This window comes from Amycolatopsis sp. NPDC058340, assembly GCF_042723975.1.
Taxonomy (GTDB): Bacteria; Actinomycetota; Actinomycetes; order Mycobacteriales; family Pseudonocardiaceae; genus Amycolatopsis.
Window position 1 is genome coordinate 65,419 of record NZ_JBHXIB010000005.1, and the last position, 21,204, is coordinate 86,622.

At 67.5% G+C, this 21,204-nt stretch carries 15 protein-coding genes; 3 read left to right on the top strand and 12 right to left on the bottom strand.

Annotation, left to right across the window (positions count from 1 at the left end):
- Positions 1-160 precede the first annotated feature (160 nt).
- From ACFWIW_RS08565 to ACFWIW_RS08585, 5 genes are all read right to left on the bottom strand, one after another.
- Complete coding sequence (locus tag ACFWIW_RS08565) at positions 161-1,378, bottom strand: DUF222 domain-containing protein (protein WP_378368046.1); 1,218 nt, start codon at positions 1,376-1,378, stop codon at positions 161-163.
- 429 nt (positions 1,379-1,807) lie between these two features.
- The gene (locus ACFWIW_RS08570; RefSeq protein ID WP_378367842.1) at positions 1,808-5,791 is read right to left on the bottom strand and encodes a TIGR02680 family protein; all 3,984 of its coding nucleotides are present in this window, start codon (positions 5,789-5,791) and stop codon (positions 1,808-1,810) included.
- A complete protein-coding gene (locus tag ACFWIW_RS08575) occupies positions 5,788-7,008 on the bottom strand; it encodes a TIGR02678 family protein (RefSeq protein ID WP_378367843.1) in 1,221 nt (406 codons plus the stop codon). Before ACFWIW_RS08575 ends, ACFWIW_RS08570 begins: the two co-directional genes overlap by 4 nt.
- A complete protein-coding gene (locus ACFWIW_RS08580) occupies positions 7,005-8,498 on the bottom strand; it encodes a TIGR02677 family protein (RefSeq protein WP_378367844.1) in 1,494 nt (497 codons plus the stop codon). The genes ACFWIW_RS08575 and ACFWIW_RS08580 overlap by 4 nt, the downstream gene beginning before the upstream one ends.
- A gap of 87 nt (positions 8,499-8,585) precedes the next feature.
- Positions 8,586-8,912 (bottom strand): hypothetical protein, encoded by a 327-nt coding sequence (locus ACFWIW_RS08585; RefSeq protein WP_378367845.1) that lies wholly within the window; start codon positions 8,910-8,912, stop codon positions 8,586-8,588.
- 108 nt (positions 8,913-9,020) lie between these two features.
- On the opposite strand from ACFWIW_RS08585, the gene msrA reads away from it, so the two are divergent.
- Together msrA and ACFWIW_RS08595 are read left to right on the top strand one after the other, a co-directional pair.
- Entirely contained in the window at positions 9,021-9,515 is a 495-nt protein-coding gene (msrA, locus tag ACFWIW_RS08590; protein WP_063273222.1) for a peptide-methionine (S)-S-oxide reductase MsrA, read from the top strand.
- Positions 9,494-9,985, top strand: coding sequence for a molybdenum cofactor biosysynthesis protein (locus ACFWIW_RS08595; protein ID WP_378367846.1), 492 nt, complete (start codon positions 9,494-9,496; stop codon positions 9,983-9,985). The genes msrA and ACFWIW_RS08595 overlap by 22 nt, the downstream gene beginning before the upstream one ends.
- Here ACFWIW_RS08595 and ACFWIW_RS08600 read toward each other — a convergent pair.
- The 3 genes from ACFWIW_RS08600 to ACFWIW_RS08610 form a co-directional block, all read right to left on the bottom strand.
- Positions 9,935-10,621 (bottom strand): DarT ssDNA thymidine ADP-ribosyltransferase family protein, encoded by a 687-nt coding sequence (locus tag ACFWIW_RS08600; RefSeq protein ID WP_378367847.1) that lies wholly within the window; start codon positions 10,619-10,621, stop codon positions 9,935-9,937. The genes ACFWIW_RS08595 and ACFWIW_RS08600 overlap by 51 nt on opposite strands.
- Positions 10,618-12,048 carry a 3'-5' exonuclease gene (locus tag ACFWIW_RS08605; RefSeq protein WP_378367848.1) on the bottom strand — a complete coding sequence of 477 codons (1,431 nt, stop codon included), beginning with the start codon at positions 12,046-12,048 and terminating at the stop codon, positions 10,618-10,620. Before ACFWIW_RS08605 ends, ACFWIW_RS08600 begins: the two co-directional genes overlap by 4 nt.
- Before the next feature lie 116 nt (positions 12,049-12,164).
- A complete protein-coding gene (locus ACFWIW_RS08610; protein ID WP_378367849.1) occupies positions 12,165-12,734 on the bottom strand; it encodes a TetR/AcrR family transcriptional regulator in 570 nt (189 codons plus the stop codon).
- 78 nt (positions 12,735-12,812) lie between these two features.
- Here ACFWIW_RS08610 and ACFWIW_RS08615 point away from each other — a divergent pair, with 78 nt between their 5' ends.
- Positions 12,813-13,199 carry a cupin gene (locus tag ACFWIW_RS08615; RefSeq protein WP_378367850.1) on the top strand — a complete coding sequence of 129 codons (387 nt, stop codon included), beginning with the start codon at positions 12,813-12,815 and terminating at the stop codon, positions 13,197-13,199.
- On the opposite strand, the gene ACFWIW_RS08620 is transcribed toward ACFWIW_RS08615, so the two are convergent.
- The 4 genes from ACFWIW_RS08620 to ACFWIW_RS08635 all read right to left on the bottom strand — a co-directional run bounded on the left by ACFWIW_RS08620 (position 13,196) and on the right by ACFWIW_RS08635 (position 21,190).
- Positions 13,196-14,317 carry a TIGR02679 family protein gene (locus ACFWIW_RS08620; protein WP_378367851.1) on the bottom strand — a complete coding sequence of 374 codons (1,122 nt, stop codon included), beginning with the start codon at positions 14,315-14,317 and terminating at the stop codon, positions 13,196-13,198. The two genes, ACFWIW_RS08615 and ACFWIW_RS08620, sit on opposite strands and share 4 nt — an antisense overlap.
- A 95-nt stretch (positions 14,318-14,412) precedes the next feature.
- Positions 14,413-18,459: a TIGR02680 family protein gene (locus ACFWIW_RS08625; protein ID WP_378367852.1), complete on the bottom strand. Its 4,047-nt coding sequence runs from the start codon at positions 18,457-18,459 to the stop codon at positions 14,413-14,415.
- Positions 18,456-19,649, bottom strand: coding sequence for a TIGR02678 family protein (locus tag ACFWIW_RS08630; protein ID WP_378367853.1), 1,194 nt, complete (start codon positions 19,647-19,649; stop codon positions 18,456-18,458). Before ACFWIW_RS08630 ends, ACFWIW_RS08625 begins: the two co-directional genes overlap by 4 nt.
- A complete protein-coding gene (locus tag ACFWIW_RS08635) occupies positions 19,646-21,190 on the bottom strand; it encodes a TIGR02677 family protein (protein WP_378367854.1) in 1,545 nt (514 codons plus the stop codon). The genes ACFWIW_RS08630 and ACFWIW_RS08635 overlap by 4 nt, the downstream gene beginning before the upstream one ends.
- Positions 21,191-21,204 lie beyond the last annotated feature (14 nt).

The window sequence follows — 21,204 nt, forward strand, 5'->3', positions numbered from 1 at the left end:
GACCGGAACAGCGGGGGACTTTGTCAGCGTGGGATTCGGCTGAGCCCAGCCCCGCCGTACGCAACTCGTCTGTTCCGGCGACGGACCGGAACAGCGGAACCCATCCGCGGCTGAAGGCCTTTCCGCACAACCCGCCTGTCGTCGTTTTCCGGCGACGGGCTCAGAACGGTGGTTCGTCGGCTGGCCGGGGTTCGTGGAGCGGTGGCGGTGTACTGGTGTGCTGCTGTCCGGTGGGAGTGGTGATGGTGAGGGTGCCGTCCGAACTCAGCCGGTAGTTCCAGCCGGGTTCGTCCTTCAAGCGATGGTCGCGGCGGCAGAGGTCGATGAGTTCGGTGTCGGCGGTGTGGCCGCCGTGTTGCCAGGGCAGGGAATGGTCGAGGTCGCAGGTTTGGGCGGGGCGGTGGCAGCCGGGTCTTCGGCATTCGCGGTCCCGCACCCGCACGAACTCGGCCAGACCGGCGGTCGGCCGGTAGCGATCGCGCCCGAGGTCGAGGACCTGTCCGGAGGGCGGGTCGGTGATGATCCGCCGCAGCACAGTGTTCTCGCCGGCGGAGATATGGCGGGCGAGCGCGGCGGGGATCGTGCCGTGCCCGGCCAGCTCCGCCGGAGCGTCATTCATCCCGAGATAGGTGAACAAATCCATGTACAGGAAGACTTCGCTGCGTTCACTGGTGCCGCCCCGCCCGCCGAGCAGCAGATCGAGCGCGACATCGGCACGCAACTGGTCGAGGGTGCGGGTTTCGCCGCCAGTTCTGAGGGCTCTCGCTTCGCGGTCGATGCGCTGGTAGGCGGCGGTGACCTTCTCGACCGGGCCGTCCTCGACCTCGATCGACGCCACCCCGGTTTCGCCGTGCCGCACGGTGAGGCGGCGGCCGTCTCGATGCTGCTCGGCGCGTTTGCCGGCGCCTTCGGGGTCGATGGTGTTCGCCGCGTGATTGGCGGCCTTCCGGACCTGGTCCGGGTTCTTGTCCGCGAGCCGGTCTTCCAACACCGCGTCGACCGCGCGAGCGTCCTCATCGGAAAGCCACACGGTCGCCGAAGCGACCTTCATCGCGCTGAACCCGGACAGCTTTCCCTCATCCATGAGATTCAGGGTGCGGGGCAGGCGAGTGGTCAGCGCGTCGGCCGCGGCGACCATCGCACCCGCGTGATTGTCCACAAGCAACAGTGCGAACGCGACCTCCTGCGTCACGCTTCGCGCGCCGTCGCGGTGCCGGTTCAGCTGCGCGAGTGCCCGGAACCGGACCGCCTCCAACCGCGCGATCCCCGCCGACGCCGCCTGCGCCAACGCGACGGAATCCTTGTCGTCCAACGAATCCACCGCGGTATTCACTGCCGAAAGCAGCTCAGGGTTGGTGAGATTCTCCAGTAGCGCCACCGGCGCGGAATGTGTGTCCACCCCACGAACATACGACCCACCACCGACAATTCCCGGCCTTTTGCGAGAGTGCGGCATTGCCGATTTTCGGCAACGAGATCTGTCGATCATGCGCCCTGGGCGGCGTCGCCGTTTTTCGGCAACCGCGCTCTGGCGGAATGCCGCAGGTCGTCTGGACGGCAATAGCGGGCGTTAGAAGACCCAGCCGAGGGGTGCCTAGCAACGTCGCCGTTTTTCGGCAACTACCCCCGACGAAAGACCGCAGGCACCAGCCGCTCTCCCGGAAACCCCGGTGTCCGGCCCGAAGACCGGACACCGGCGTTCCCCGCTCAGTTGGTATCGAGCGCCATCGCGACATCCCCGACCGGCAGGAACGTAGCGAGCCTCCCGCGCCGCACAAGGAATAGCGACGGAAAGGGCCCGCTCAGGCTAATGCCCCGCGGGCTGGAGGTCGTGACCGTTCCAGGTGAATCGCGCCGTGGTGACCGCGTCGTCGCCGTCGCCGCCGGTGATGAGCTGATGGATCCCGACGCCGCCGAGTTCGGCGTAAGTGCACCATTCGTGGTCCGAAGTCAGCATCAGGTCGAGGTCGAGCGCGGACAGCAGGCCGAACACCTGCCCCCGGTTCGTGGTGTCGACGCCGACGAACACCTCGTCGAGCAGGATCACCCTCGGTGCCTCTGGCGCGGCCTGGTAGTGTGCGGCGACGGCGGCGAACAGCGGCAGATGCAGCGCGATCGCCTTCTCCCCACCGGAAAGCGCGCCGTGCAGCTTCTTGGTCAGCAGCTGCCAGCCCGCCCCGTTCGCGCGGTCCACCTTGACCACGAACCGGTGCCACGACGTGTAATCGAAGACCTGCGCGAGCTGCTGTTCCCAGCTGGTCGCCGTGTCGTCCGCCTTCGCCTGCTCGACGCGCTCACGGAAGAACTTGTGCAGTGACACACGATCCTCGGCGGTCAGCTGATCCGGATCCTTCAGCAGCAGATCCCGCGCGGTCTTGGTGCCCGGCGGCAGATCCGGGGAGACCTGCCAGACCAGCCGGACGGCGACCCGCGACGCGGTCCGCACGCGTTCCAGCCGCGCGTTCATCCCGTCGACGAGGTCGTTGGCCTGCCGGATACGGGCCGCGAGATGACGGCGGGTGTCGCCGGTCAGGGTCTTGTCGAACAGGTCGCTTTCGCGATCGGTGATCTCGTGCCTGCTCTGTTCCGCTTCCGCGTAAAGGATCTTCAGCAGTTCGGCCGCGCCGACCCGCAGCCCGTCGACGACGGCGGTGAAGATCTGGACGTCCTCGTCGGTCTCCAGATCGAGTTCCGCGCGCGAGCTGAGCGTGTTCCGGCAGGTGTGCACGGCCTCCGACAGCCGGTGCAGTGCCTCGCCGAGGTTGCTCGGCGCGTGCGGGACGGACGGCCATGCCGCGGCCACCAGCCGGGCCGTGTCGAGCGCCGCACGCACACTCTCGGACGCGGACAGGGTGGCCTGGAACTTCGGCAGGTCCTCGATCCCGCCGTCCGCGGGGAAGATCCCGGTGGCGAGCTTCCGGAACCGGAGCGCCGCCGCGTCCTGTTTCTTGGCCGCCTCTTCGCGGGCCCGCGCGTCGGTCGTCCGGCGGACACCGAGCGCGCCCAGCGACACCGCGAGCTCCTTGGCGTCGGCGTTCGCGGCGCGGAGTTCGCCCGAGAGTTCACGCAGTTTCGTGCGCAGGCCGTCGATTTCGGCGAGCACCTCGCGCTGGCCGGTGCCGACCGTCCCGTCGATCGCGTCGAGCATCGCGGTGAGCTTGGTGCGTTCGGCCTCCGCGTCGGCGGCCTCGTCCTCGCGCCGGGCCGCGTTCGCCTCCGACCGGTCCGCCTGTTCGGCGCACAGCTCGGCCCGCTGCGTCGCGGTGAGCAGGTTTCCGTTCTCGTACAACCAGTTCTCACCCTGGTCGGAGTAGGTGCGCAGGGCCGTGGCGAGTGCGGCCAGCGGCGCGCGTTCGGTCGGCAACCCGGATTCCGAAGCCTGGGCGGTCAGCTCGTGCAGTGCGGTCTTGGCCTCGATCTCCAGCGCGCCGACGGCCGCCTCCAGATGCCGGACGGCGGCGTCGGCGGCGGTCAGCTCGGCCTCGGCCGTGGTCAGTTCCCCTGTCGCGGCAAGGAGATCGTCGTGACCGGGGCGGGCGGCGCGTTCGATCTTGATCAGCTCGCGCCTGCCGCGCAACGCGGCGAGCTCGCCCTCCAGCTCGGCGATGGTCTTCTCGCGGAGGGAGATCTTGTCCCGCAGCGCGGCGATACGGCGTTCGCGGGCGCGCAGCCGTGCGGAACCACCGATGTACGCCGGAGCGTCCTTCGTCCAGCTGCCCGACAGGCTGCCCATCCGCCAGCTGCCGTCCGCGCCGATCGCCGCGGGACCGGCGGGGAGCGTGTCGTCGAAGGCGATCACTTCCAGGATCCGGCGGATCTTCGTAGGAGAAACCTCCGCGTCGGGTTCCGGGACGAGGACGTCGGCGAGCGAACGACCGGAGGCCACCGGCAATGTTCCGGACTCCGCGAGCACGTCGTGCCCATCGACGACGCCGTGGGAGTTCACCCAGGCGTCCAGCAGACCGGCGCCTTCGAGCGCGGCCTCGATTCCCGCGTGGCTGCTTTCCGGGACCGAGCCGGCGAAATCGACCAGCCGCCACAGCGGCGCGCCGCTCATCTCCGCCCGGTCCGCCGTACGGGTGCGCGGCGACTCGGGCGCGAGGATGTCTTCGGTTTCGAGCACGCCCGCTTCGACGAGGAGCTCGTCGTGCTCGGCGCGCGCGGTGGCCAGCGCGGCACCGGTCGCCGCCTCCCGGCGGATGATGTCTTCGAGCACGCCCTCGGCGACGGCGCCGAGCCTGCTCAGCAGCGAGACCTCCGCCTCGGCGTCCCGGACGACCGCTTCCACGTCGGGGAACCGCAGCTCACGGCAGCCGATCGCCCATTCGGCGAGCCGGGTGCGCAGATCGCTCAGCGCGAGCTCGCGCGTCGCCGTCGTGAGGTCCACCCGCTCCTGCGCGACCGAGAAATCCGCTCGTGCACGGTCCAGGTCCGCCTCGGCCTGGTGACGCCGCCCGACGGCGCGTTCGTGTTTGTCCAGCGCGCGGCCGAGTGCCTCGACCTGGTCGCGTTTGCCGCGGACGGCGGCCTGCAGCAGCGGGCGGAGCCTGACCGGTTCGTCCAGTCCGGCGACGAGTTCGTCGTGCACCCCGGCCAGGTTCGCGCGGGTCGCGGCGGCGCGGACCTCGGTCTCCAGCGAGCGCACGAGGTCGGCCTGCCGTTTCGCGACCTGCTTCGCCGCCCGCGAGCGTTCCTCGTCGGCGTCCGCCTCGGCACGGAGCCGGTCGGCGTCCGCGCGCAGTGCCTCCGCCTTTTCACGCGTGGACAAGGCCCGTTGCCGCAGCTTGTCGAGCTCCTGGCCCTTGCGGTACGACTCGGATTCGGTCAGCCCGGAGAGACGGGCTTCGGCCTCTTCGACGTCCTTTTCGAGCTTCGCCGCCCGTTCCTCGGCGGCCTCTTTCTTCGCCGCGACCTCGTCGTGTTCCTCGGCCGAACGGCGGGCCGCCGCGGCGAGTTCGTCGAGTTCCGTGGTCGCGTTGATGAGGTTCGCGGCGCCCGCGCGCAGCACACGCTGGGCGTAGGTCTTCTGCCGCGCGGCGAGCGCGCGGGTCGCATCGACCTCGGTCTCCAGCGAGCCCAGCCGTTCGCGCTGCGCGTCGAGCCGTTCGAACCCCTCGGCGAGATCCGCGATCTCCTGCTGCCCCAACGGCGGAAGCGCGCGGGAAAGCAGGTTGGACAGCAGGCTCGGGTCGAGCCGCTGCGAGAGTTTGGGCATCCGCAGCTGGAGCAGCGCGGTGATCAGCGCGTCGTAGCGCTGTTCGCTCAAGGTGGGGAACAGTTTCGCGCGGATCGCCGCGCGGTATTCGGTCGCGCCCTCGTGCACGGTCCCGTGCTCGCCGAGGGCTTCCTCCAGCGCGTTCTTGGTCAGCGGCTGACCCGCCTCGTTGACCAGCGGCAAACCGTCGCCCACGCGCAGATCGGTGGTGAAGAAGTCGGCGTGCACCGTGCTGGTGTGCGTGCTCGCCTGCAGCCGCGCGCCGCAGGTGAACCACTTCTCGCCCGCCATGCCGAATTCGAGCCAGACATACCCGACACGTGTGGCGCCGGAAGCGCCTTCGCCCATCAGGTTCCAGTGCATGCTGCGTTCGCTGGTGCCGAAGGTCGACAACCGGTTGGCGCGCAGGCTCGCGTCGAACAGGAACGGCAGCAGCAGCTCCAGCGCCTTCGACTTCCCGCTCCCGTTGGGGCCGCGCAGCAGCAGGCGCCCGTCGTGGAACTCGAAGATCTCGTCGTAGTAGCGCCAGATGTTGAGAATGCCCGCACGGGAGGGGATCCACCTCGTCACGGTCACGGCGCCTCCTCGGAGCGGTCGGTGTACCTCGCGGCGGCCGGGAGCGGCCGGACGAGTTCGGCTTCGGTGCGGACGAGGCCGAATCCGGTCAGCACGGCGAGCGCGTCGACGGTCAGCCGTCGCACCCCGTCCTTGCCCCGGTACGTCTTGGCCCAGCGCGGGAAGCGTTTCAGCAGTTTGGCGGTGGCCTTCTGCAGATAGTCGGTGGTGCGCGGCTCGTCGAGCGCGTCGAGCAGCAGGAGCGCGGCGACCTTGGCGTTGCTGCCGTCGTCCGGGAACTTCTCGTCGGTGGCCAGCCCGTCGACATCGACGAGCAGCACGCCCTCTGCGCGTTCTTCGAGGACGAAACCGCCCTGCTCCGCGGCACGCCGCAGCAGCTGGCGCCCGGTCGGCGTCCCGAGGTACGCGCGTTCCTCCGCGGTCAATTCGGCGAAGTACAGCACCGGATCGTCGACGAGACGCCGGAACACCGTGTGCCGCAGCCACAGGTTCCGCTGGACGTCCGACGCGCTCGGCGTGTCCTCGTGGCGGCCCGACGAAAGGCCGTAGCGCTGCTCGTGCGACACCGCCTCCAGCAGCTCCTCGAACCGCAAAGCGACGTCGTCGGCGGGCACGGCCAGCTGCGACGGCCCGACCGGCGCGGCGAGCAGCCGCAGCAACAACGTCGCGTCGACCCGGAACAGCACCTTCGCCGCCGGATCGTCCACAAAGGACTCCGGGTCGCCGTCCGCGGCTTCGAGGACGCCGAAGGACTCCAGCAGTTTGAGGACGTCCACGAACGCCAGCCGCTCCGCCCGGACGGCGCCGTCGAACGTGGTGACCAGGTCGTCCGCGCCGCTCGCCTGCGCGACCCGGCCGGCGAGCAGGCCGATGGTGGTCACCGGCACGGTCAGGAGTTCGGCGGCCACCACGCACAGCAGGACGTAGCGGCGGCGGTCGAACGCCGCACGCCCGGACCGCAGCCGCCGCGCCGGGCGGGTGGGATCGGTGGCCGCGCGGACCTTGACCAGCCGGGCGTAGCCGAGCCGCGGTTCGACCGTGAGCGTCCAGCCGCAGTAGTAGTCGAACCACTGCCGGATGGGTTCGCGGCGGCGGCGGATGAGGTCGAAGGTCTCGGGGGAGCCGCGTTCGCCGATCAGCGGGGTGGCCAGCAGCGCCCGGATCCCGCGCGCGACCTCTTCGCGTTCCGCGATGACCAGTTGGTTCGTGAGGCTCACGCACCGCCTCCGGCCGTGCTGATCTCGATTTCGTAGTCGGGGCCCCGGAAAACGCCGCTCGTGGTGGTCAAGCGGGCGACCGCGCCGTTCCGCGGCGGCCGCAGGACGATCTCGATCTGCCCGTCGGAGGTCGTGCTCCGGCGGGTGCCCTCCGCGCCCGGAGGCCTTCCCAGCGCCTGGCCCAGCAGGTCCAGCAGCCGCTCGAAAACGGTGTGGTCCAGCTTCTCGAACGCGGAAAGCCGCACGACGCCGCCGGTGTCGAGCATGTTCCACGCCGCTTCGAGTTCGGCGCGTTCCTGGATCGCCTGATGGACTCGCGCCGCCCGGATCGCGGTGACGTCCCGGACTCGTCCGGTCCTGGTGAACCGCTCGGTGCGGCCCGCGGAACGCAGCAGCTCCGACACCTCGACCGGCGGCGCGTCGAGCCACGAGGCCGTCGTGCTGACCACTTCCGGGTCGGCGTGGGCGAGATGCGCGTGCCGCGCCGAGCTCAGCCCGAACATCGTGGACCACAGGCGATGCAGGTCCTCCTGCGCCGGGACGACGGTGAACCACCGCGCCAGCTCACGGAAATCGGCGACCGCGCTGCTCGCGCGCCGCCGCGACTCGGTGATCCGGTCGAGGACCTGGAGCAGCGTGATGATCGCCCGCCGCGCGAGGTTGTGGAGGTCCTCGACCCTGGGCGTCGCCCCGTCCTCGGGCAGGAACCACGCGCGAAGCCCGTCCCAACGCGCCTTGCGGACGTCGAGCCAGCGCTGATCCGGCGTGCGAAGGGCCGCCCCGTTGAGCGCCCGCCGGTGTACGCGCTCGATGCCGTGGTCGTCGATCTCCTTGATCCGGGTCGCGATCGTGTGGGTGTGATGTTCCAGGTCGTTCAGGAACTCCTGCAGATACGCGACCGTGGCCGCCTTGACCTCGTGGAACGTCGCGAGGTCGGCCTCCGCGTGCAACAGGCGCTGGAGGTCGCCGTTGAAGCGCTTCGTGTTGTCGCGGAACGTTTCGAGATGTCCCTCGACTTCGGCGAGCGTGCTGAACACACGCCGGTCGGTGCCGTCTTCGAGCTGCTTCGCGAGCTCACCGAGGCGCTCGCCCAGCGCTTCGAGCGTCGCCGTCTGAAGCGCCCCGGACGCGTTGAGCACCTCGTTCGCGCGGACCACACCCGCGTACGCCGCCTCGCCCTGCCGGGTCAGCGCGTACTGGAGGTTGCGGCGCTCGTATTCGGACGCGGTCCGGTAGTCACCCGCGTGGCTCTGGACGACGTCCAGCTGACCCTGGCCCTTGAGCTGGTCCAGCGCTTTGACGAGGTCCTCGTCGTCGAGCGTCTCCAGCCAGCCGACCTCGCGCAGCCTCGTGCGGACGTCGTCGATCCCGAGCGCCGTCTCGAGCCGCTCGTTCGCCTCGCCGAAGGCGTGCAGGATCGCCAGGGGGAGCCCGGATCTGCTCCCGTCGGTGAAACGGAACAGCTCGGGCGGTACACGGAACGGATCCATGCGTCCTCCGGCGGATGGTGCGTGGAGGTACACGTTAGGGGGTCACCCAGGCGAGTTCGAACGGACCGTCTTTTTTACGCAGAGTGCTCACGTCGTGAACATCTCGAGACGCACCGTGGTCCCCTCGACGGTGACCTTGCGGTAGACGTGACGGCCGTCGACGACCCGGTCGTCGTTCATCACCCCGGGCGCGAAGTCCGACGCTTCGAGCAGCTTGGGCACGTCCTCCGCCGGAAGGGTGAGGACGACGACGTAGCGCGAGTCGATGCCCCGGTCGTGCCGCGTCTCCAGCACCTTGCCGCTCGCGGGCATGGAGATCCCGCCGAACCGGAAGGCGTCTTCCGGCGTCGGGCCCGGTGGGGCCGTCGCGCAGCCGGCGAGGAGGAGGGCGAGGACCGCGAGCAGGGATTTCACCTACCGTGAGACGCACGGTGGACGTAAGCGTTCCGTCACACTTGGACGGGGATGACAGGGCGGGTGCGACACGTTGTACTGGGTGTCAACGACCGAAGGAGATCTACAGTGACGGAAAAGGCTGTTCTCGCGGGCGGCTGCTTCTGGGGCATGCAGGACCTGTTCCGCCGGCACCCCGGGGTCGTCTCCACCAGGGTCGGCTACACCGGCGGCGACGTGCCGAACGCGACCTACCGCAACCACGGCTCCCACGCCGAAGGCATCGAGATCGTCTTCGACCCGGCGCAACTGACGTACCGGCAGATCCTGGAGTTCTTCTTCCAGATCCACGACCCGACGACCCGCAACCGCCAGGGCAACGACATCGGCACGAGCTACCGGTCGGCGATCTTCTACACCGACGACAAGCAGAAGCAGGTCGCCGAGCAGACGATCGCGGACGTCGACGCCTCCGGCAAGTGGCCGGGCAAGGTGGTCACCGAGGTGACCCAGGCCGGTGACTTCTGGGAAGCCGAGCCGGAGCACCAGGACTACCTGGAGCGCATCCCGAACGGCTACACCTGCCACTACGTGCGGCCGGAATGGCAGCTCGGCGAGCGCTGATCGTCGCGCTGCACGTCTCTTCGGTGCATGCGTACGAGGGCCGTCCTTCCGATGGCCCTCGTGCTGATCCAGTGCCGGTCTCGCGCGACCACGTCGAGGTGCGCGCGGGACTGGGGCTGGTGGGGGACCGGTACTTCAACCACCCCGCGCATCGTTCCGCCGCGGTCACGCTCTTCTCTACTGCTGTCCCCGGTGATCCGCTGCTGGCCCGTCGGAACATCGTGCTCTCGGGCTTCGACGTGGACGCTCTACCGCGGGGCTCGGTCGTGACTCTGGACTCCGGTGACGGTCCGGTGCGCTTCGAGGTCCACCGGCCCGCGAATCCGTGCGCTTGGATGGACGTCGTCTACCCCGCTGGGACTTTCGCCGCGCTGCGGGGCCGCGGCGGGAAGCGCTGCGTACCGCTGGACGACGGTGTCTTACGCGTTGGGCCGGTAGAGGTCTCCGTGTGCGAGTTCGAGCGGCCTTGAACCCTTTCTGACCTGCGACGACAGCTTGTCCGCTTCAAAGAGGTCAGGGGCGATGACGAACGGCGGGTGCTCCCGCAACCCGAGTTCGCGGAGCCGGAAGCTCTCCAGCGCAGCCTGTTCATCGCTCTGGAGGATCACGCCCCGGACAGCGGTGATCGGGATGGGACCCGGAATCAATACTTCCGCTTGATCGTCCGTCGGCCACCACGCCGGGTGACGGGGTTCGCGTACACGTTGCCCGACACGCTCGGCGAACATCGCCTCGAAGCCGCCGAGGCCGTCCTGAATACCGCTGCCGGAATACCTTGCGGCGTTGTGCGGACAGAACCTGGTGCCCGGTGTGGCCAGCAGTACCGGATCCGCCGTCAATACCACCCACTCGGTGAACTGCTCGTCTCGCTTACGCGCTTCCCTGAAGTACCAGGAGTTCGGGTATTCGAGGCTGAAGGATATATGGCCGAGGTGCCCGTCCAGCCTGCGTTCGTCGGTGGGGCGGTACCCATCAGGGGAATCTCGCAGGTACTCGACATCTCGCAGGGTTCCGCTCGCGAGGATGTGCGCCAGGCTCACTGCCTTGGTGAAGTGACACAACCTGGTGATCCCTCGCTGTCCGACTTCGTTCAGGACCTCGTTCATGAGCTCATCAATTCATATATGCCGGACTCGGCTACGGGAAGCACGCTTGCCAACTGGCCGTGATGGATGAGGACGACATCGGTGCGGGCTCGCGTCACGGCGACGTAAAGTTCACGGGCTTGTCTCACTCTGGCTTCTTCCAGTCCGAAGGCGTCGATGGTCGCCTCCGGTGGCAGCTCGTCCTCAGCACGGAGAGGGAGTACGACGGTGTCGAACTCCAGCCCCCGCGCCTCGCTGTACGGGCCGTAGTAGACGCCGGGGGACTGGTCCCATTTGGTCATGCCTTTATGCAGCCTGATCGTTCGCTGCCGGTCGACCAGCCTCGCGATTCGCTCGGCGAGTGCGTCATCCCGGGTGAGCACCGCCACGCGTTGGTCCTTCGCCTTGGTATTCCGATCGATGCAGAGATGTGTGGCGTAGCGCGCCGTCACTCTGATCAGGTCCGACTCCGACTTGGCTTCGTCCAGAACGGGTGGCTCACCAGTACGGACGGGCGCAGCCGGTTTCACCAGCTCGATTCCGTCGCCGAATCTCGGATAGTCGGATATGGCCTTCGCGAGCTGTGCGATCTGGCGTGTGTTGCGGTAGTTGCGATCGAACCGCACCAGCCTTCCGCCGGTGACCTTGAGGCCGAGGGACTTCCAAGACATCCGGCTGCCGTAGATCTGCTGTGCGTAATCGCCGAAGAAGGTTAGGGAGCCGTCTTCGGGTATCAACGCGGCCAGTGAGCGAATCATTTCAGGTGTGAAGTCCTGCCCCTCGTCCACCACGACATGCCGGTAGCCATGTACGGCCACTTCGCTGTTCAAGGTGCGCAAGAGCTCGCTTGCCAGGCTCGACCAGTCGAGATCGAAACCTTCGCCGGCGAGGAGTTCCTGATATCGACGGTAGACCTTGTAGACGACGAGCCGGTCCGCCTTGAGTAGGTTCGATCCGCGTCCGACCCGTTCGAGCTCACCGCTCAAGTAGTCGCCGAAGTCATCGATACCGTTGCCGTTGAGCCAATCGAACTCGTCCGCGAAGAACCGCACGGGCCTCCTGAAGGCCGCGGGTCGTTCGGCGGAGCCGAGTCGAACATCCTTTATTGCTCGCGCTATCAAGTTGTCCCTGGTGGTGAAGTCGCAAATGCGCGGGTTCGCGTCGAAAAACTCGCGAAGGACACGGCGGGCGAAAACGTGATACTGCTCGACGGTGACACCGGATTCTTCGTCCATCAGACTCTTCAAGTACGTGACCAGGGCTCCGTTGAACGTGATGAGCAAGGTCGGTCCGCCCAGGCCGGGTACTGTTGCCAGGTAACGGGCTCGTCGAACGGCCATGACCGTCTTTCCGCTACCGGCCACTCCCAGCGCGACGCAGTGTCCTTTGCCTCGCAGATAGACGACTTCACGCTGCTGCCCCTGTGGTTCAGGAAGCTTGTTCCCCATTCGGGGAGTATTGCATGTTGATCAAGCTCCGTGAGCATGTCCTGTAATTGCGGAAATAGTGGATTGCGATGCCTTGTACTTCGGATTCAGTAGGTGGCCCTACCGGGCTGGCCCAACTATGACAGCTTCCTCAAGCCCTGCTTGATGCGTTCCGGTGTCATGCCACTTCCTCGCTGATGGACGTACTGCGCCGCCGCCAGTGGCGCGAGCAGTGCGTCCGCCCTGAAATGCGCGTCCGCCTCCGGCTCGAGCTCGCTGAGCAATGCGACGAGGTGGCTATGGTGCAGCCGGTACGCGCCGGTCGCGAACCGTGCCATTGGCGTCTCGGTCTCCGCGACCATCAAAAGTCGCCCGTGCGTCTCGAGTCTGTCGACGTATGCGTCCATGAAGGCATCGAGTCGTTCCTTCGGAGGTGCTCCCGGCCCCAGCGGGGGCGGCCCGCTGATGAAGGACTCCTGGAACTCGCGCTCGTTCTCGTCGAGCAGTGCCTGCGCCAACGCGCCCTTGTCCGGAAACCGGCGATACACGGTGCCGATCCCGACGCCCGCCTCTGCCGCGACCTCGTCCAACGCGAGCCCGTCGATCCCTTTGACCGCAACGAGCTTGGCCGCCGCGCGGACGATCTTCTGCCGATTGCGAGCCGCGTCCGCCCGCTCTGTCGGCCCGGAGCCTGCGATGGGAAGCACCTCGTGAGCCTAACCGGTGGACAAGTGGAACTTTCTCCAGTTAACTAAGTGGAGAAACTTCCACTTAAGGAGACTTGGATGTCCGTCGATCACTTCACGAGCGATGACCCTTCGACCTGGTTCCAGCGCCTCGACCAGCGGATCTTCCTGGCCGACGTCGTCTCGCAAGACAGCGGAGCGGCGATGTCCGTCGGCTTCGCCCGCTACGGCAAAGGGGAGAAGAACCCCTGGAAGATGACCTACGACGAGGCCCTCGTCATCACTTCGGGCGTTTTCACCGTCGAGGGTCCGTCGGGCTCGGTGACAGCTCGAGCCGGTGAGGTGATCTACCTGCGTTCCGGTACTGAACTTGTCTACGTCGCCGAGGAGGAAACGGAACTGGTCTATGTCACCTATCCGCATTGGCTGGCCGCCACGGAGTCGTCAGCCGAGGCGCACCGCCTCGACGACTTCCACGAGGCCTAGCGGAGATCCCTCAACAAGGCAGGAAGGACGAGTTCCTCCTCTATGCGTACTCCACGTCGCTCGAGGGTCGGCCGTAGTTCCGGATCCCAGGTCGCGTCGGCCACCCGTCCCGTCAGCGGACCGCCTGCCACGGTCGTCGAGGAGTACGCCGCAGCGTCGAAACGCCAGGGCTCCCAGGAAATCCGGCCCCGCAGGGTGTTCGCGATCCGGATACCGCCCCAGTCGAAGTCACCGTGATACCTGAACGTGGCTCCCTCCGCTGCGAGAAGATCGAGCAGCCGTAACACCGCGGCCGAAGGCTGGCCGTTCACACAGACGAGGGGAGGACAGCCGGGTCCCAGCTCATCGGCCGCCGAGGCGAGGACGATCGGGTTCTCACAGACCGACACGATCCCGGCTCCGACGCCGAATCGCGCGGCACTCAACTGGCGCAGTGTCAGGACACACGGTTCGCCGGATTCCTTCGCCAGCGCCAGTATGCGGCCGGTCACCGTGTCCACCTCACCGGGCAGGCCGAGACACAACACGGACGAGGACAGCTCGTCACGATGTACGCCGACCGCCGCCCAAGAAGTCCGGCGTTCGCCCGCTGTGCCGTCTCCGCCCGGTGGGCTGCCACGGAGGACTCTGACCGCCGAGAGGACGATGGTCGCCAAGGGACACCCATCGTCCAAGCCGTGCGCGTCGCCGGTGGTTTCCGCCGCGAGCCGGCCCAGCGCGATGCCCTTCGATGGCAGCTCGGCGAGAACGCGGACAGCCGCGGTGACCAATGCCGAAGCGTTTTCCGGATCGGCGGCCAGCCTCCGGACCATGCCGGTGGAGTCCAACCACGCCCGCCACGTCGCAAGCAAGGGACGTCGTGCGACCAGTTCGTCCAGGGGGCTGAAAGCCGCCGACCAGGCCGCGGCTTCAGCCGCACGGGATGGCACGGTTCCGATCAGCAGTCTTGCCGCGTCGGCCAGCCCATCCGGGGCCGCACCGCTACGACGGAGCACCGCGTCGACTTCGTCGAGAGAAACGCTCAGCGAAGTGCCGGTACCGGCCCGGCGGCCGAGCAATCGCTCGACGGCCCTGCGCTGGTCATGCGTCGCCGTTCCGAGAGTGACGACTCCGCTCAACGGCCTTTCGGCGACCATCCGACGGCGTAAGCGGTCGAGCAACCACGCTGTCTCTTCACCGCCCAAGAGCCTGCGGAGGCGATCAAGATCGGCCATCAAGCACTCGGCACGTAGGGGAGTGGCCGTTCTTCCTGGACACGCTCGCGGCCGTCCCAACGCCACGGCGTCACCAATACCGCGTCGAGACCGTCGCGCCGCGCGAGCTGGGCGATGGCCAGACCGGGCACCTGCGGGTAGCAGCCCCATTCGCGTTCGCTGGTCATCACGACGTCGAGGTCGAACGCGGCGAGCAGGCCGAGGCACTTGGCCCGTGAATCGTCGTCGACGCCGGCGAACGCTTCGTCGAGCGCGACCAGACGTGGGGTGTGAGGATTGGCCGAAGACGAGTAGAACGAGGAAGCCGCGGCGAAGAGCGGAACCGGTGCGGCGAGCACCCGTTCACCGCCGGACGCCGGCCCGGTCGCCGACCGCCACTGGCCGTCCTGGTAGCGCTGGATCGCGAATTCGTGCCAAGACCGGTAGTCCAGCGCACGGGTCAGCTGTTCGACCCAACCGCCTGCCGCGTCTTCGGCGTGCTCGCGGTTGATCTGCTCCTGCAGGAACCCGCCGACGGCGGTCCGGTCTTCCGTGCTCCACGCGTCGGCGGTCTGCCGCAGCAACCGGTCTCGTACCCTGTCGAGCCCATCGGGCGCCGTCCGGGCGGTCCGCCACTGCAGCCGCAGACGCATTCCGGTCGATGTCGGCCGGGCCTCCAGGTCGGTGTTGATGGACCGAACCTGATCCTCGGCGTTGACGATCAACTCTTGCAGGGTGCCCGCCACTTCGTTGATGAGGTGGTTCTCGAGGATCTCCCGTTCCTTCGCCGAAAGCAGGTTCGCCCGCTGCTCGTTCTCCATCTCCAAAGCGGTCACCAGCGTCGGAATATCCTGGGTGCGCCCTTGGAACAGCACATCGACGACGATGATCCCGCCTCGTACGGTCATGCCGACCGAATGGCCGTGCCTGGACAGCGCGTCGGTGAGCAGCTTGTGCTCGGCGGACACCTTCTGCTGCACCAGTTCCCACGGCCGGTCGGCGTCGTCCACGCCGTCCAATTCTGCGTTGACGGCGCGCGCGAGGGCGACAGCCGGATTCGGCGGCCATTCCTTGTCCGGGTCGGGGACGGCCAATTCGGGAATGGCCGTTATCAGCAGTCCTGTCGTCGCGAAGGCGCGCAGCTCGATGATGGCCTGGTCACGTTCGGCGACGGCGGTCGAGATCGAATCGCGGAGCTTCTCACGTCGCCCGTTGGCCGTGCCGCGTTCTTCGAGCAAACGCCGTTCGTCTTCCCGCACCCGCTCCTCGCGGGCGTCTCGCTCCTCCATTTCCGTGGCGACCGCGGCCAGCTTCCGGTGCAGCTCATCGACTCCCGCGCCGGCGGTCTCCACCAGTACTCGGTAACGTTCCGCCACGGCTTCGGCTTCGCTTCGGGCCTCGGCAGCCAGCTCTCGTGCTTCGTCGTGGTGCTCGACGGCGATCCGCTTTTCGTGCTCGGCCTTGGCTGATTCCGCCTTCGCCCGAGCCAAGGCCCGTGCCGCGGGCCAAAGCCCGGCAAGGGCGACTCGGTAGTCGCCGACGGCGGAACGTACTCGGTCCAGCTCATCGAGGCCGGTCGGTAGACCGACATCATCGGCGAACTCGATGGCTTGTCCGCGAGCCTGCTCGGCCTGGCCGGCACAGTCTTCGGAAGCCGCGACCGCTTCGCCGAGGCGGGCGTCGATCCGGTGTTTCGAGTCATGCTCGCTAGCGAGCTTGACATGAGCCTCGCGGAGATCGTTGTCCTGGGGTTGAGCCCGGTGTTCCGTGACAAGGGCGGCTCGCCGGACGGACAGGGCGTCCTGAGCGTTCGCCAGTTCGGAAAGGCGTTGATCCAGCCGGGTGCTCTCTTCCTTCAGCCGGTGAATCCGTTCCCTGCGAGCGGCTTCGCGAGCGCCTTCACCTAAGTAGCCGGCCGTGTCCTTATGCCACGACCCACTCAACACACCGTTGGAGAACCTGCCGTCCACCGCGACCCACGTGTCCGCGCCGGGACCGAGACCGATCGCGCGCAAGATCGCACCGACCACGTCGTCGGTCAGAGCCGCAGCCTGTGGGTCGGCCCGGTCCACCGCGGGCGCGAGCACAGCGGTGAGGCCGCCTGACAGCGCGGCCTCACCGGGCTTGACGACCACGTCGCCGGTCAGCGTGCTGTGCAGCTCACCTTCCGGGGTCACCCAGGCGTCCAGAATGCCCGCGGCCTCTAACGCCGCTTCGAGTCCGGCTCGGTGCTCCTCAGCGACACTGGGGACGAAGTCCACTACCTTCCACAAGGGAGCGCCGGGGCGGCTGGCCCGTGCGTCCTCGTCGCGTGTGTAGGGCCTTGGCGGAGCATCGTGCCCGCCCGCTTCCAGCCGTGCGATCTCGTCGATGATCGCTCGCCGCTCGTTTTCCGCCGCGGTTCGTTCGGCGTCGAGGCCGGCTTGCCTGCGACCGAGTTCGGCGGTCGCCCGCAGTACGGCCTCTTCCACGGCCGAGGCCGCGGGGTTGACACCGACGATCGTCTCGGTCCACGCGTCCAGCGAGTCCAGCAATTCATCTACAGTGTCCATATCGGACAGTTCGAAGTGCTTGGCGTCCGTCAGATAGGACCGGTAAGAGGCGACGAGTGCCGCACCGTGTTCGGCGATACTCTCCTCGGCCGCGGTGATCCGCTCAGCGGCACCCTGCTGCTCGGCGGTGATCCGGTCCACCTCTTCGCGTGCCTTACGCAAGGCGGCTTCGGCTCGCGTTGCGGAATCGAGCAACCGTCGCAGCTGATCGACCGCCTTGGTCTGTCGTTCGATGAGCGCCTGGCCGGCTCGCTCGTCTTCGTCGGCGATGACTGCGGCATGACCATCGGCCACGAAGGCGGCGTCTGCGGCCTCCTGCGCGATCCCCTTGGCCTGCTTCAAAGTCTCCGCGTCGGTGTCGGCCGTCCGCTTCGCCGTCTCGGCTTCTTCCCCACGGCGTCGCAGGTTGTGGGCGGCCGACAGCAGGTCGCGATTCCGCAGATCAGCGAACCTGGCGAGCTTCTGGGCCTCTGCTCCCACTTGTTTCAGCGCTTCGGCGTCCCGCATTTCCGGACTGCTCTCCAGCGCGGCACGCCGGGTATCCAGCTGGGTCTTCGTTTTTGCCAGTTCATCGAGCAACAGCTGTGTCTCGTCGAGTGCCAGCGTTGTTTTTTCGTAAGCGGCCTCCGCTTCACCCAGCTCACGTCCGAGCTTTTCGTACGTGCTGTGGGTATGGCGTACCGGTGCAGCGCGTCGTTTGGCCGCGATTCGGGAATAGCGCCGGTAATGCGTCAGGAACTGCTCGGCCGCCGTCTTCGCCTCGGCGAGGGCACGCAGGGTTTCGCGCTCTTCGTCCAGACCGCGGAAAGCCTCCGCGACCGTGGCGACGAGGGCCGGGTCGAGTGGCGGGAGTGCTTCGGTCAGGGCACGGGACAGCAGTTTCTCGTCCGGCTTCTTCGACAGTTGCGGTTGCCGCAGCTGGATCAGCAGATTGACGAGGGCTTCGTAGCGGTGCGTTCCCAGTCCGAACAGCGCTTCGTCCACCGCGCGCCGATATTCCGATGCGGTGTCGTATACGTGACCACGCCTCTCCACGGCGTCCTTGAGCTTCTCGCGGGTCAAGGCCACGCGGGTCGGGCTCACCAGGGAGAGATCGTGTCCGACGCGCTGATCGGTGACGAAGAACCAGTGCCTGGCGATGCCGCGTCCGGCGACCGCTTTGAGTCCGCAGCCGATCGTGCGGTACTCGGCGCTCCCGTCGGCGAGGACGCGACCGAATTCCAGCCAGGTGTAGCCGAGGCGTTCGTTGTGCGGATGTTTCCCGCCGAGCAGCAGGTTCCATTCCATGCGTTTGTTGCGATCGCCGTCCGGCTCGACCCGGTGTGCCGAGAGTTCGCCGTCGAGCAGGAAGGGCAGGGTGAGCGCGAGTACCTTGGATTTTCCGGTTCCGTTGTTGCCACGCAACAGCAAGCGGCCGTCGTGGAAGTGAAACTCTTCGAGGTCGTAGTAGAAAAGGTCGACAAGGCCTGCCCGGAGCGGTTGCCAGCGGGCCTTGTCCGGGATGGGCAAGCTCATTTCCCGGTCTTCCTCTCCCGGATGGTGGGTGCGTCGAGCCGGTAGCGGCCGATCGCGGGCAGAGCGCGCACCATCGACGGATCCCCGGCGGAATCCTCGACGAGCCGCAGCGCGCGTAGCTTGTGTAAGGCGATGGCGAGGAGTTCCTCGTCAGCACCTTCTTCAGTGACTCCGCGACGCCAGTAGGAGGCGTGCTCACGGGCGATCTTCCTGACATACGCCAGCATTCGCTCGATCGGCACCGGCCCGTTCCGCGCCGCGAGGTACTCGGCGACGAGCAAGGTGGCGTGGCCGTCGGTGCGCTGCTCGGGCATGCGTACATCGGTCAGCTCATCGTCGGGATCGACCATCGCGATGCCCTCCGCCCGGACTTCGGCGACCAGACCGGTAGCGGCCTCGATCCGGTGCGTTATCGCATGACGCTGGCTGGTGAGATACGCGCGCTCGTCGTCGGCCAGCTCGTCGTAGTAGACGACCGGATCGTCGAGCAGGCGGCGGGTGAGCCGGTGGCGTAAGGCTCGCTTGCGCAAGTCATCGGTATCGGCGACAGGCTCGTGGGCGAGTTCCTCGAGCCTGGTTTCGAAATCGGCGGCGTTGACCGTCGAAGGGCCTCGGCCGCTGGTCAGGAGCGTGGCCAGCACTCGGCGCTGTACGTCGTAAAGAACGTCGCCGTTGTCGCTCAGATAGGAGTCTTCTTCGCCGGCGACGCGTTCGAGGACACCCCAGGAGAGCAGCAACCTGACCGCGGCGACGAGATCCGAACGTTCGTCACGCCTGCTCATCGTGAAAGACACGCCGGCGTCGACCAGCTCGGGTTCACCCGCGGCGGCGAGCACGCCCTCGGCGAGGCGGCCGAGGGTGATCTGCGCGTCGGCTCGTTCCAAGACGGCCAGCGCCAAGCAGAGTAGGACGTACCTACGACGGCCGAACGGTGGCTTTCCCTTGCCGTCCCTCGCCGGATGGGTCTGATCGCTCAAGGTCGGCGCGGTTTTGAACAAGCGCGCGGATTCGGCGCCGACCAGCAGCCGCCAGCCTGTCTCCGTGGCCAGCCAATCGCGCAGATCCGCCGCATGACGTCGGACCAACCGCAGTACCTCGTCATCCGTTCCCGCTGTCAACAACGGCTTGGCGAGTAGCGCCCGCAGGGCCTTCCGCTTCTGCGCAACGGATTCCTCGCCAAGTGCGGTCACGCGATCGCCTCCACCCGGCCGTTTCCGATCAGGTCGATGATCTCGATCAGGTGTTCCGGCCCGCGGAGAATCCCGTCTTCGGTGTCGATGCTCACCGTTCCGCCGCCACGTACGAGGGTCAAGCGAACCTCCATCGTGCCGTCGCTCGTGGTGGTCCGGACTTCGTGATCGCCAGGAGCGCGGGCCGAGAGCGCGTCGCCGAGAAGACCGAGGAAGAGCCGGAACGCCCGCGCGTCGAGCTCGCCCAGCGCTGACAGTCGTGTCGGCCCCGGTGTCGCCAGCCGTTCACGTGCCGCGGCGACCTGCTCGGCTTCGAGTGCCGCTTGCTCGGCCAGGATCCGTCGTTGCTCCGCGCGGTCCGCGACCCGGTTGGGCTGGCCGCGCCGCTCGTAGGATCCCGTCCTGCGCAGCTGCGGGCTGATGTGCACTCCCGCCGCTTGCCGCCACGGTGTACTCGGCGCGGGCTGCTCTTCCTCCCACGCGGCAACGGTTTCGTTGTCGACCGTGAGGTGCCGCGCGGAATTGAGTCCGAACGCCGTCCGCCACAGACGATGCGCGGCGTTGTCGTCCGGGGCTTCCGCGAACCATCGAGCCAAAGTGCGGAAGTCCGCCGAGCGATCGGATCGTCCGGAACGCCGTTCGTTGAGTGCGGCCACGGTGTCGATGAGCTGGGTGATCGCCGTGACCGCCGCTCCGCGCAGCAGTCGCGCCTGAGACAGACGCCGGGAGTCTGCCGAGACGAACCAGTCGTGCAGCCCTCGCCATCGGTTTTGCCAAGTGGCATAGCAGCTTTCGATAGCGGCCGCGTTATCGTCGTCATCAGGTGCGACATCGGCGGCCTCGCGCTTCGCGGCCATCATGAGGAGCTCGCGCACCCCGCCGTCTTCGATGTTGCCCAACAGCGTGGCGATCTCCGCACCTCGGTTCGCGAGGTCGGCGATGAAGCGGTTGACGTAGTCGATCAGCCGCTGCTTGTAGGCGACGAACGCCTCGACGTCCCCGTCGGCGAAATCGATGACCCGGCGCAGCGACGCCATGAACGCCTGCGCGTTGTCGGCCAAACCGGTGAATCGCTCGGCGAGCGCGAGCAACAGGAGATGCACCTTCGCCGGGTCGAGCTCCCGTGCCCCCGCCAGCTCGACAAGAGCACGCAGCTGCGCGGCGATGTCCTCCAACGCCACCGATTGCAGCGACCCGCGGCGGCCCAGCGCCTGGTCATAAACCGCCAGTGCTTCTTCAGCCGCCTGGCCTGCTGCCGTGAGCTGGTAGAGGTACCGGGCACGATGGAAGTCGGCGACACTGGTCACCCGGCTCGTATCCGGATCGGCACGCAAGTTGCCCCAGTCGACGAGCTTGTCCAGCGCGTCCGCGACCTGCTCGATGTCACCCGGCCGGTTCAAGTCCGTCGTGACGTCCTCCGGCCGCATGTGCACGATGAACCGATCCCTCGCCCGCGCGAACGTCGACAGGACATCGCGATAGAGCGCAGCGTTCGGCGCACTGAGGTGCGCGAACGGCTGAGGTTCCTGGTCGGCGGTCACGATCCCATTATGGG